The 12,157-nt window shown below is 35.2% G+C and carries 15 protein-coding genes; 14 read left to right on the top strand and 1 reads right to left on the bottom strand.

The window, feature by feature from the left end; all coding sequences use genetic code 11:
- Nucleotides 1-12 precede the first annotated feature (12 nt).
- The 8 genes from H3U49_RS08180 to H3U49_RS08150 all read left to right on the top strand — a co-directional run bounded on the left by H3U49_RS08180 (nucleotide 13) and on the right by H3U49_RS08150 (nucleotide 5,225).
- Nucleotides 13-1,080, top strand: a complete 1,068-nt coding sequence (locus tag H3U49_RS08180) for an SIS domain-containing protein (protein WP_198180949.1) — start codon at nucleotides 13-15, stop codon at nucleotides 1,078-1,080.
- Between the two features lie 27 nt (nucleotides 1,081-1,107).
- Entirely contained in the window at nucleotides 1,108-2,103 is a 996-nt protein-coding gene (locus tag H3U49_RS08175; protein WP_198180948.1) for an SIS domain-containing protein, read from the top strand.
- Between the two features lie 15 nt (nucleotides 2,104-2,118).
- The gene (locus H3U49_RS08170; protein WP_198180947.1) at nucleotides 2,119-2,532 is read left to right on the top strand and encodes a PTS sugar transporter subunit IIA; all 414 of its coding nucleotides are present in this window, start codon (nucleotides 2,119-2,121) and stop codon (nucleotides 2,530-2,532) included.
- A gap of 78 nt (nucleotides 2,533-2,610) precedes the next feature.
- Complete coding sequence (locus tag H3U49_RS09950; protein WP_255528837.1) at nucleotides 2,611-2,739, top strand: hypothetical protein; 129 nt, start codon at nucleotides 2,611-2,613, stop codon at nucleotides 2,737-2,739.
- A 147-nt stretch (nucleotides 2,740-2,886) separates the two neighbouring features.
- Nucleotides 2,887-3,114 carry a hypothetical protein gene (locus H3U49_RS08165; RefSeq protein WP_198180946.1) on the top strand — a complete coding sequence of 76 codons (228 nt, stop codon included), beginning with the start codon at nucleotides 2,887-2,889 and terminating at the stop codon, nucleotides 3,112-3,114.
- A gap of 254 nt (nucleotides 3,115-3,368) precedes the next feature.
- A complete protein-coding gene (locus H3U49_RS08160) occupies nucleotides 3,369-3,704 on the top strand; it encodes a PTS sugar transporter subunit IIB (RefSeq protein WP_034977128.1) in 336 nt (111 codons plus the stop codon).
- Nucleotides 3,705-3,714: 10 nt separating this feature from the next.
- Complete coding sequence (locus H3U49_RS08155) at nucleotides 3,715-4,089, top strand: PTS lactose/cellobiose transporter subunit IIA (RefSeq protein WP_198180945.1); 375 nt, start codon at nucleotides 3,715-3,717, stop codon at nucleotides 4,087-4,089.
- Between the two features lie 194 nt (nucleotides 4,090-4,283).
- The gene (locus H3U49_RS08150; protein ID WP_198180944.1) at nucleotides 4,284-5,225 is read left to right on the top strand and encodes an aldo/keto reductase; all 942 of its coding nucleotides are present in this window, start codon (nucleotides 4,284-4,286) and stop codon (nucleotides 5,223-5,225) included.
- A gap of 166 nt (nucleotides 5,226-5,391) precedes the next feature.
- On the opposite strand, the gene H3U49_RS08145 is transcribed toward H3U49_RS08150, so the two are convergent.
- Nucleotides 5,392-6,837: a 6-phospho-beta-glucosidase gene (locus H3U49_RS08145; protein WP_198180943.1), complete on the bottom strand. Its 1,446-nt coding sequence runs from the start codon at nucleotides 6,835-6,837 to the stop codon at nucleotides 5,392-5,394.
- A gap of 151 nt (nucleotides 6,838-6,988) precedes the next feature.
- Between H3U49_RS08145 and H3U49_RS08140 the strand changes: the two genes are divergently transcribed.
- The 6 genes from H3U49_RS08140 (at nucleotide 6,989) to H3U49_RS08115 (ending at nucleotide 12,140) form a co-directional block, all read left to right on the top strand.
- Nucleotides 6,989-7,489, top strand: coding sequence for a PTS cellobiose transporter subunit IIA (locus H3U49_RS08140; protein WP_198180942.1), 501 nt, complete (start codon nucleotides 6,989-6,991; stop codon nucleotides 7,487-7,489).
- Nucleotides 7,490-7,568: 79 nt separating this feature from the next.
- Complete coding sequence (gene celB, locus H3U49_RS08135) at nucleotides 7,569-8,933, top strand: PTS cellobiose transporter subunit IIC (protein WP_034977143.1); 1,365 nt, start codon at nucleotides 7,569-7,571, stop codon at nucleotides 8,931-8,933.
- Between the two features lie 156 nt (nucleotides 8,934-9,089).
- On the top strand, nucleotides 9,090-9,560 hold the full coding sequence (locus H3U49_RS08130; protein WP_034977145.1) for a DNA starvation/stationary phase protection protein: 471 nt from the start codon (nucleotides 9,090-9,092) through the stop codon (nucleotides 9,558-9,560).
- Between the two features lie 115 nt (nucleotides 9,561-9,675).
- Nucleotides 9,676-10,368 carry a ribose-5-phosphate isomerase RpiA gene (gene rpiA / locus H3U49_RS08125; RefSeq protein WP_198180941.1) on the top strand — a complete coding sequence of 231 codons (693 nt, stop codon included), beginning with the start codon at nucleotides 9,676-9,678 and terminating at the stop codon, nucleotides 10,366-10,368.
- 114 nt (nucleotides 10,369-10,482) lie between these two features.
- Nucleotides 10,483-11,406: a nucleoside hydrolase gene (locus H3U49_RS08120; protein ID WP_198180940.1), complete on the top strand. Its 924-nt coding sequence runs from the start codon at nucleotides 10,483-10,485 to the stop codon at nucleotides 11,404-11,406.
- Between the two features lie 8 nt (nucleotides 11,407-11,414).
- Entirely contained in the window at nucleotides 11,415-12,140 is a 726-nt protein-coding gene (locus H3U49_RS08115; RefSeq protein WP_198180939.1) for a GntR family transcriptional regulator, read from the top strand.
- Nucleotides 12,141-12,157 lie beyond the last annotated feature (17 nt).

Below are 12,157 nucleotides of genomic sequence, written 5' to 3'. Positions count from 1 at the left end.
AAGGAGACTCTTGTGAAAAGTATAGAAGATTATGTCCACTTAGAACCAAAATACTATGAAGCAGTTTTGCAAAATTATGAGGACTTGTTTGCTAAGCAGATAGGTCAAATAAATAATAATATTACTAATGTTGTTATTTATGCAACTGGTTCCAGTTCTAATGCTGCATATGGTGCATTGCCATTCATGAGCAATATTTTAAAAATGCCGGTAAAAATTGAAGAGCCGTCTATAGCTGAAAATTATTTGCTTCATGTTGAGCAAAATTCTTTATGTATTGCGATATCTCAAGGCGGTCACAGCTACTCTGTAGTAAAAATTATTAAGCGATTACAAGATGCCGGTAATACAGTTTTTGCTTTAACAAGTGAGCTTGACAGTCCAGTTGGAAAAGCTTGCCATCACGTTTTAGATATGGGAATGCCAGTTGAAGAAATGCCTTATGTTAGTGCTGGCTATAGCGTAGAAATTTTAGATTTAATGTTATTAGCAATGTTAATTGCAGAAAAAACAGGCAAACTTTCGTCTGTCGAATTTACACAAATTTTAGCTGAAATAAAAAGTATAGTTCAGAAGATGCCTGAAGTAATTAATTGTGCAAGTAGTTGGGTTGAAAATAACATTAGTAAATTTGCCACCGCGAAGAGATTAGTCTTTATCGGTTACGGCGCAGCTTATGGCGTCAGCCGCGAAGGTGAAACCAAGACGACAGAAGCGGTTCGCATTAATGCTTGGGGAAAAGAACTGGAAGAATACATGCACGGTCCTTATCTGGGGTTGAACGCGGATGACTTTATCATTTGTTTAGACCCGTTGGGAAAATTACATGACAGAATGGCGCTTTTAAAGCAGTTCTTAAATAAGCATGTTAAAAATGTCTACACGATATATGCAGGTGAAGATGAAAGTGAAACAGCTGACGGCCTTAGTCTAGGTATTACAACAAGCGAACTTTTGGCTTCTTTATTTATGACTGTACCCGTTCACTTGCTGGCTTATAAGTTATCACAAGTGAAGAAGATAGATTTGCAACATTCTGCGTACCCTGATTTTGATGAAATAACGGCTTCAAAAATATAGAATAATTTTAAAAAAAGAGGAAGAAAAATGCGTAAGTTTAATAAACAAAAATTAGTTGATAGTATGACTGGTGCTCTTAAACTGCGAGGTCAAATTAACAATGTGATTGATCCACTATTTAAAAAAGGCATAACCAACATTTGCTGGCTAGGAATTGGTGGCACCTATGCTTCAGGGATGCAGGCTAATATCCACATGAAGGAAAAAAGTGCTTTAGAAACTTTTTATCAAAATGCTGCTGAATATAATGTAACTGGTAATAAACGTATTACAGATAAGACCTTGGTGGTGATATCTTCAGTTACTGGAAATACTAAAGAAATGGTTGATGCAGTTAAAAACTTAAACCAAGTTGGTGCAATCATTTTAGGTTTTATGGACGATCCGAAAGCTAAGTTAGCTTCAATGCTAACATATTGTATTTCTTATCCTGAAAATGAACAGTTAAAATTCTTTATGGTCGCAGATCGCTTAATGTATTTGAATGGTGAATTTCCAGATTATGACGAATTTTATCAAGAAATGGATCAACATTTTGCAAAAGACATTGCTGACATTGAAGAAAATGCAGATGATTTTGCCCAAAAATTTGCCGAGAAACACCATGACGATGAAATTCATTATTTCGTCGGTGCCGGTAATCAATGGGGCGCCACTTATTCATATGCAATGTGCTATTGGGAAGAACAGCACTGGATTAGAACGCGCGCAGTGGAAGCAGCAGAATTTTTCCATGGGATGTTTGAAATTGTTGACCGGGATACTCCAGTTACCGTTTATGTCGGTGAAGACAGTCAACGGCCATTAAGTGAACGTGTTGCTAAATTTTTACCAGAAATTTGTGGTAACTATACTATTATTGATTCTAAAGACTATGACCTGCCGGGTTTTTCAGAAAAATATCGTGGCACCTTGTCGCCGTTTGTCTTCCATGCGATTAATAACAGAATTGATGTTCATATTGAGCATATTAACCGTCACCCGATGGATATTCGCCGTTATTACCGCTGCTTAGATTATTAATTTTAGCGTGATTATATGGTTGGAGTAATTATTTGTACACATGGTAATTCAGCACCTGAATTATTAAAGTCAGCAGAGATGATTTGCGGTAAACAAGAAAATTGCCAAACCGTGTGTTTCACAGATGGCGAATCTTTAGAACAATTAAAGTCTGAAATAAGTGAAAAGATCAGCCAGCTAAAAGGAACAGTTTTTTGTTTAACAGATCTAAAGGGAGGAACTCCTTTTAATACGCTGGTCAGATTACTAAAAAGTAATCCGGAAATGGAAATTATCACGGGTGTTAATATTCCCATGTTGCTGGAACTGTTCATCAATCGTAGTCAGCTAAAGAAAGAAGAGCTGCTTTCTGGAATAATGACAGCTGGTAAAACTGGGATTTATCGTTATCAAGAGGTCGAGCCATCTGCTGATGACGAAGAATTCTAAGTATCAAAAAGTATAGCGGTCATGATATGACCCATAATATAACCCCCAAATTTAGGACAAAATTGGGGGGTTATTTTTATGTCTAAATTATCTAAACAAAATAAAATTGAAATCTATCAGCTTTGGCATAGTTATGGAGTTTGTGTAACTTTACTCAGTCAGCGTTATCGGGTGGGACAGTCTAATAAGAGTTACTTGTTGGCTTAGTTTTACTAATTAGCGGTTTCATTTCCTTTTTTTATCATTTTTTGAATTTAGAGTTAAAAAACATGATAAAATTTTGGCCACTTTAATTTCAAAAGGTGGTAAAATTACTTTATAATATAGTGAGCTAATTTAAAAGAGGGTGTTAAAATGACAAACTTTTTAACAAGTGCAGCATTTTTAATGATCATTGCTGTGATTATGATGGCTTTAGGGTCTTATCAAATAGTTAATAGTGTCGTTTATATCCGTGGAATCTTGCATAAGGGCACTAATAACGGCTTTATGCCAGTGGCAATGTGGACTTCTCTAATTATTGGTTTGGCATTGTTAATTATTGGTATAGCTGGCATTGTGATGGCTTTTAGGGGATTTTAACTGATTCTTTAAAAGACCACAGGCAATTATTATGTAAATTTTTAAAAGATACATTTAGACTATATTATATTAATATTCGTGGTAAGCAAAGTAGTGCATAACCACGAATATTTATTTTTAATTAGAAAAAATTAGATGTAATTATAAATTTCGAATAATGTAAAAATTAATGGATATATTAGTAAGCGCTATTTTAAACGTGCTATAATAGAAGATATTAATATTAGGATACATTTTAGGAGGAAAGTATTATTATGGCAGAACAAACTATTATGCTTAACTGCAGTGCCGGAATGAGTACATCTTTATTGGTTACCAAAATGCAGCAAGCTGCGAAGGATCAGGGTATTGACGCACATATTTTTGCGTGTCCAGCTTCAGAAGCTTCACAACACATTGAACAAGATCATCCCGACTGTGTGTTGCTTGGACCTCAAATTCGGTATATGGAAGATGACTTTAAGAATAAAGTCCAAGGTCAAGGAAAAGAAGGTAAGGACATTCCTCTTGGAGTTATTGATATGCGTGCTTATGGCATGATGGATGGTAAAAAGGTTTTACAACAAGCAGAAGACTTAATTAACGGATAAGGGGATTACGATGTCTGAAAAGGAAACACCTGAACAAAAAGAACAAGAAACTTTAGAAGCAGCCATGGGACTTATTGCCAATGGTGGTAACGCTAAAAGCCTTGCTTTTGAAGCTATTCGTCTTGCGAAAAAGGGTGACATTGCAGGTGCACGTGCTAAATTGAAAGAATCGGATCAATCTTTGAACGAAGCACATAACTCTCAAACAGGGATGTTGACGAAAGAGGCTCAAGGAGATCACACGAAGGTTACCCTTCTGGTAGTCCATTCACAAGATCATTTGATGAATGCCATTACCTTTAGGGATTTGGCTGGAGAAATGGTAGACCTTTATGAAAAGCTTTTTAAAGCAGGTGCGTTAAAGAAAGAAACTGCTAATAAGTAGTTAAAACTTATTTCTACAATAATTTCAATTAGTTAATAAATAGGTAATTTTTTATAAATTACCTAGGTAAAAAACACTGAATTGACTTAACTGATTTAGCTTTAATGAAATGCGGTCTGCTTTTTTCTTATATGTATAAATTACAAAATTATTGCCTTGAGCCTCTCAAGTCATTTATTTAGGAGAGAATCAAAATGAAACAAATAAAAATTGGTAAAAGTGACGTTTATACTACTCCGTTAGGTTTAGGAACTAACAAAGTTGGTGGACATAACTTATTTCAGAATTTAAATGAACAAGATGGCTATGATCTTTTAAGAGAAGCTTTAAAACAAGGAATTAATTTTTTTGATTCAGCTTATGTATATGGTCTGGGAAGATCTGAAGAAATTATTGGTGATGTGCTGCAAGACTATGATCGGTCCAAAGTAATTATTGCTACCAAGGCAGCTCAAGACCAGTCACACGATATGGCTATCAATAATAGACCTGAGTTTATTAAAAAAGCAGTCGATGAAGCCTTGTTACGATTGAAAACAGATTATATTGATATTTTTTACATTCATTTTCCGGACAAGGATACGCCTAAAGATGAAGCAATCGAAACTTTAGATGAGATTCGCAAAGCGGGTAAGATAAGAGCAATTGGTGTTTCCAATTTTTCTTTAGCTCAAATTAAAGAAGCAAACAAAAATGGCAAAGTTGACATTGTTGAAGACCAGTTTAGCCTAGTTCACCAAGCTCCGGTTAAAGAAGAATTAAAGTACTTACAAGAAAATAATATTTCCTTTGTACCGTTCTTCCCATTAGCATCAGGACTTTTGACCGGTAAATATTATTCAAAAGACTGGGAAAAATTTAAAAATAGTGATGGGGGAAAATTACTGGGAGATTTCAGTGAAAAGCAATATGATGAGGCAATGAAAGGTATTGACGGCATCAGAAAAATTGCTGCTGATCATCAAGCGACAGTTACACAAACCGTATTAGCATGGTATATGGCGAATCCTGCAATTAGCGTTGTCATTCCAGGTGCCCGTAATGCTGCCCAGGTTAAGAGTAATGCGGCCGCTATGAAAGTTGATTTAACTTCAGACGAATATCAAAAAATAGATCAATTATTTAGTAACTTTTAAAGAATAGTTACGAAGTTAATGTAACAGTATAGTCATGCTTTTTGTGACTGGCAGTTATTTTTAAGGGCTATTCGGGGTCTATAGTAAAAAAATTGAATACTTAAAAAATAAGCGATTTCTGCTGATTGGCGGAATCGCTTATTTTATGATTGTTTAAAATATTATTCTAATCTAAATTTAGACCATTTGAACTAATAACTTTTTTATACCAGTCAAATGAATCTTTGCGTGATCGTTTCAAAGTACCTTCACCAGCATCATTTTTGTCAACATAGATAAAGCCATACCGTTTATCCATTTGCCCCGTTCCAGCGGATACCAGGTCAATTGGCCCCCATGGCAGGTAGCCCATTAGGTCAACCCCGTCAATTTCCACAGCTTTTTCCATTTCAGAAATGTGCTTTCTTAAGTAATCTACTCTGTAATCATCATGAATAGAGCCATCTTTTTCAACTTTGTCATATGCACCTAAACCATTTTCCACAATAAAAAGTGGTTTGTGATAGCGGTCAGTTAAATGATTTAAAGCAATTCTCAAACCAGCGGGATCAATCTCCCAGCCCCAATCACTTTTTTCTAAAGTTGGATTAGCAGCTTTTGCCTTAGCTAAGTCACTCAATTCATCAGCTTTTACATTTTGGGCTGAGACAGTTGTTGTTTGATAGTAGCTGAAGCCAACATAGTCTACTGTACCTTCTTTCAGTACAATTCTGTCTTCATCAGTAATATCAGGACGATAGCCGTTTCGTTCAATATATGCTTCAACTTCTTTGGGATATTCACCAAAAACATGAACGTCTGAGAACCAGTCGCGCCTTTGTTCAAACTTATCTGCTAGGAGCATATCAGCAGATGAAGAGGTCAAAGGTCTTACTGGAGAATAGTTAATCATACAACCAATTTGAAAATCTGGATTAATCTTATGTCCAATTTTAATAGCCAAAGCTGAAGCAACTAATTCATAATGAGCCGCTTGGTACATTGCAGCTTCTTTTTCTTTATCCGTCATGTTCTTAAGAATAATTCCAGAATTTGTAGCCATTAAAAAGTCATCATTGTATGCAGATTGGTTATCAATTTCATTAAATGTCATCCAATATTTCACTTTACTCTGATACCGTTTAAAACAAACTGTGGCAAAGCGAACAAAGAAATCAATTAATTTGCGGTTAGTAAAGCCGTGGTATTTTTTAACTAAATTAAATGGTATTTCAAAGTGAGATAAAGTAATTACTGGCTCAATGCCGTAGTGATGGCAAGTATCGAACAAGTCATCATAAAATTTTAAACCGGCTTCGTTTGGGTGTTCATCATCACCGTTGGGAAAAATTCTAGTCCAGGCTATGGAGGTCCTGAAGGCTTTAAAACCCATTTCTGCCATTAATTTTATATCTTCTTTATAGTGATGATAAAAGTCTATTGCACTATGGTTAGGATAATTTTTGCCTGCAACAATTCCGTCAGTGATTTCGCGTGGCTTAGAAGCAGAACCTACAGTCATGACGTCAGCAACTGACATTCCTTTGCCATCTTCGTTCCAAGCACCTTCTAACTGATGAGCAGCAACGGCTCCTCCCCATAAAAATCCATCTGGCATTTTTGCTGAATACATTTTTATCTCCTTTTTAGTTAATTGTGATAGCGTTAACAGATATATTTTATAACAATTATTACCTATAGTTCAAGGCGTACAATTATTATCATTATTTGATTAATTTAGACTATACTTGTTAATATAATATAGTAAAGGAATGAAGCTTAAAATGAATAGTTCTTTAGAGAAAAATAAAGTTGAACGTAAAAAACATAATGATAAGATCAAATATCTTTATTTTAGCCGTTATCTAATGGTCCGTTATTGTGTTGTCATTTTTTTGTTTGCTAACCTTTTTTGGCTGTTAATTTTAGTTCAATATAAAAAACTCTTAGGGATAATTTTATCTGGTATACTAACTCTCTTCTCCAGCATTGCTGCTATAGAACAGATAACAAAAATGTACAACCACAGGAGTGATGTACCAATTACAAGAATTTATTTTTGGATACAAATTGTTGCTAATACTTTTCTGATCGTTTGTCTGTTTTTACCTTTTAAATTGCAAATCTTCCCTTTTATAACCAGTACAAGTTCAAGTTATTTTATGATTGCTATTTTATTAGCTGGCATTTTGTTAGCTTATTTCTGTGAACGTAGAATACATAACATTATTATTGGAAAAGATAAATATTTAAATGCAATCGAAACTGCAATAAAAGACAAATAGTTGCATTTTATTTGAATACGCTTACAATATTTGTTAATAGTAATTGATTATGTATTACTATTTGAAAGGAGTATATTTTATGGCTGAACCAAATCAAAAACCAATAAAAGATCGAATTGCTGAAGTGGCCGGTAAATTTGCTGCCACAAGATTTGTAAGGTCGATTATGGATGCGGGTTATAGCGTTATTTCATTTTCGATAATTGGGTCCATTTTCTTAATTTTGACTGTATTGCCGCAAGCAATTCCCGCTCCCGGGTTTGCTACTTGGTATGCGGGAACAATAGGTCGTCTTACTAATCTGTTTCAGTCTGTTTATAATGCTACTATGGGCATCATCGCACTAGTTTTCTCTGGTACTTTTGCTTACTCTTATACAAAAATTTACCGTGATGAAGAACATTTAAACTTGATACCTATAGATGGCTTGATGATGTTCTTAATGGGGTTCTTTATTACCGTAGCTGAATTAGTTTGGAAAAATGGCAGAGTAGAATTTATAACCATATTTACTAAAGACAAAATGGTTGCTGGCGGATACCAAGCAGGTCCATTAACTGGTATTTATCGTATAGGTGCTGTAGGTATTTTTATTGGATTAGTGGTTGCGTGGATAACCGTTCAGATTTATCGCTTTACAATTAAGCACAACTGGCAAATAAAAATGCCAGATTCAGTCCCATCAGGAGTGGCAAACTCATTTAGTGCCATGATACCTGGTTTTTGTGTTGCTGTAGTGATGTCGGCAATTAATATGGCCTTAGTTTTGGCAGGAACTGATTTATTCAATGTGTTATTTATCCCGTTTTCTTTCATCAGCAATATTGCAGATACTTGGTGGGGATTCCTGATCATACTCTTTTTAATTCACTTTTTATGGTGGTTTGGAATTCATGGCGCAACAATTATTAGCTCCTTTTATTCACCAATAGTTTTAGCTAATATGCAGGCAAATGTTAATCAAGGTACTCACCATGTTTTTGCTGGTGAAATTTTAAATGCGTTTGTTACAATTGGTGGTTCAGGTGCCACATTAGGTGTTGCTATCTGGCTGGTATTAAGAGCACGTTCAACACAGTTGAAAGAATTAGGTAAAGTTGAAATTGTACCAGCAATTTTCAATATAAACGAACCAATTCTGTTCGGGTTGCCTATTGTGTATAATATTGACTTATTTGTGCCGTTTATTTGTGCTCCAATGGCTTCCGGTCTGGTAGCTTATTTAGCTATTGCGGCAAGGATAGTTCCGGTCATTAGAGTACAACAGCCTTGGCCAACACCAGTTGGTATTGGTGGCTACTTAGCTACGACAAGTTGGCAAGGAGGGATCCTCGCAATTATATGTGCAATAGTTGCATTTCTAATCTGGTATCCGTTTATTAAGCATTATGACAATGTCACTCTAAAGAAAGAGAAGAACAATGCAACCCCAGATGTTGCATAAAAAATAGATTATTTAAAATCTGTCTGGTAAAGGCAGATTTTTTTATTATAGATTATAGTAGGAGTAAAAAATGCTAAACAATATTTTAGTATTAATAGCGCTTACTGGCTATAATAAAAGTGTAACAATGTTAATAGATTTTGGAGGCACTTTTATATGAAATATCCAAAGACTAAAGAAGTTTTAAACCAATTAGTTGCTGATTTGACTCAACTACACATGGTGGTTCATCAACATCACTGGTACATGCGTGGTAATCGTTTTTTGAAATTACATCCATATTTAGATAAGGTAATGGACGAATTAGCTGACCAACTGGATCAAGTTTCTGAACGTTTAATTACTCTTGATGGTTCTCCAGTTTCAACCTTAGGTGAAATAGCAGCTAAAACTAAGATTCCTGATGAAAAGGGCAATTGGAACGAAACAATAGATGAACGTTATGCAAAAATTATTGAAGATTACCATTACCTTGATCAACTCTATGAAGAAGGCATTAAAGTCAGTGATGAAGAAGGAGACTATTCAACTAATGATATGTTAACTGGTTTCCACACTGATGTAGAAAAGAGAATTTGGATGATGTCAGGCGAAATTAACAAGGCTCCTGAAATTGATCCGGAATAATAAAGTCAAGTTTAAAAGCAGTTTATAGCTGCTTTTTTTGTATCTTCTTTTTCTAATATTTTTGCTATAATAATTTTAGTCACAGATCAATTACGTATTTTAGAAAGCATGAATCATGGATAAAGAAGAACAGGATAAGTTAAAAAAGCAGGCTGCAATTAAAGCTGCTGAATTAGTAAAACCTGGAATGAAACTAGGAGTAGGTACTGGTTCAACAGTGGCATTTTTAATTGATGAATTGGGCAGAAGAAAAAAAGAAGAAGGACTTAATTTAGCAGCCGTGGTAACGACTTCAAGTAGAAGCAAGAAGCAAATGGAAAGCTACGGGTTTCATGTTGATGACTTGAAAGCAGTAGACCAACTGGATTTGACCATCGACGGTGCAGACAGATTAGCAGCTAATTTTGATGGTATTAAAGGTGGCGGTGGCGCTTTAACCATGGAAAAAAACGTTGCAGTTAATTCTCGCAAAATAATTTGGATTGTAGACGAATCTAAAGTGGTTGAGCGTTTAAGCGGTTTTCCTTTGCCTGTTGAAGTTTTACCTATTTCATGTGAACAAAATTTTAGACTTTTTCAAGCTGAAGGCTTAAATCCGCAGTGGCGCATGTCAGGAAATGAACGCTTTGTAACTCATTATGGCAATTTTATTATCGATTTGAATATTGATCCTATTCCTGTTCCTGGTGGTTTAGCTGATTATTTGGATCATACCGTAGGCGTGGTAGAACATGGGCTTTTTTTGGGAATGTGCGATGAAGCCATTATTGCTCATTCAAATGGTAAGATAGAAGATCGTAAAAAGTAAATTTATGAGTTGACCCAAGTTTGTCTATTTGGTTAACTCTTTTTATTTTTACAGCAAGAAAAGGCTAAATTTGGTATTATTGTTTTATAACTATTTTTTAAAAAGAGGATACTCATGTTAAAAAAACCTTTGATAATTAGTACTGATCCCGGAATTGATGATGTTGTAGCAATTACCGCTGCCTTATTTGCTCCTGAATTTGATGTTAAATTAATAGCAGCAACTTGGGGCAATGTACCATTGAAAAATACTTTGGATAATACTTTAAAATTGGAAACATTTTTAAAAACCACTGTCCCCGTTGTAAGTGGTGCTGTCAGACCATTATTGCGAGATCAAATTGATGCTTCGGATGTTCACGGAAAGAGTGGACTGGCTGGGTTTGACTTTCCTAGCCCTGATATGAGTTTGTTAAAACCAGGTATTGCTGCAGAGGCAATTCATGAAGTTGTTGCGGGCAGTGCTGAAAAAGTAACGTTAATGCAAATTGGACCAGCAACAGATTTTGCACTTTACTTTAGACAATTTCCAGAAGATCTGGATAAAATTGAGCAACTTGTAATTATGGGTGGTGCAATCGGTCGCGGCAATTGGGGACCTTATGCAGAATATAATGTGGCAGGAGATCCTGAAGCAGCCCAGATTGTTTTTTCAAGTGGTGTAAAAATTTTGTTGGCACCTCTTGAATTAGGACATCAAGCATATGTGACTTCAGATGTTTTGGCCCAAATTAAGCAATTAGGCAGAACGGGAGACATGCTCTATCATATTATGAGTAATTTACATGATCATACTGAAACCAATGGCCGTGAAGTATACGATGCATTGGCAGCAGGCATGCTGGTAAAACCCGAAATGTTTATTTTTGAGCCTGCATATGTTCTAGTTGATACCAAAAGTCCAAGCGCTTATGGTGCTTCTTTGATTGATTTTAATAACTTCTTTAATAAACCAGCAAATGTTCAAGTTGGAGTGAAAGTTGACCGCAAGCAATTTTCAGAATGGTTAATTGCTGCCGTCAAGAATATAAATAATTGAGGTAGATAATGGCTGATTTCGTTTATCGTACTGTAATGCGCGATATTAAACAGAATATTTTAGATAATAAATATGAGGGGATGCGCCTTCCAGACGAGCGTAGTCTAGCTGAACACTATCAAGTAAGTCGTTCCTCAATGAAAAGGGCGATGGAGCTGCTTTCTCAACAAGGGATTGTCTTTAAAAAAAGGGGTAGTGGAACATTTATTAACCCTTTATATTTAAAAAATCAATCTTTGTTTCGTTATGAAGGGTCTAACCTAGGTTTGACTGATAGTTTGAAGGTTCCAGGCAAAAAGCAGGGGATCAAATTGCTTTCTTTTAGCGTAATCAAGACTCCCAAAGGGATAGCACAAGACTTATTTCTTAAAGAAAATGACTTTGTGTACCAATTTAAAAGGCTGCGTTTTTTAGATGAACAACCATTTTTAATAGAAACAGGCTATGTACCGATTAAAATTGTTCCTGAACTCAAACCAGAACACTTGAAAAAATCACTTTTTAATTACTTAGAAGATTCGCAAAATAAAGTCGTTACCAAAGCGTTTCTGAATATTACGGTTGAACCTTCAAATGATGAAGACCAGTCTCGACTTAATTTAAAAAAGAGTGAACCAGTAGGAGTAATGGAAGGTATCTTCTTTTTGGATGATGGAACTCCATTTGAAGTTTCTACAATGCGAATTCATTATCAATATATGAAATTCAATACATTTGTTAATTTGAATAAATAGAAAAAGCAGGCTTAAGC

The sequence above is a fragment of the Lactobacillus sp. W8174 genome (genome assembly GCF_016100975.1).
Classification (GTDB): domain Bacteria; phylum Bacillota; class Bacilli; order Lactobacillales; family Lactobacillaceae; genus Lactobacillus; species Lactobacillus juensis.
Note: the sequence above shows the minus strand (reverse complement) of the source record. Positions and strands in the feature narration are given on the sequence as shown.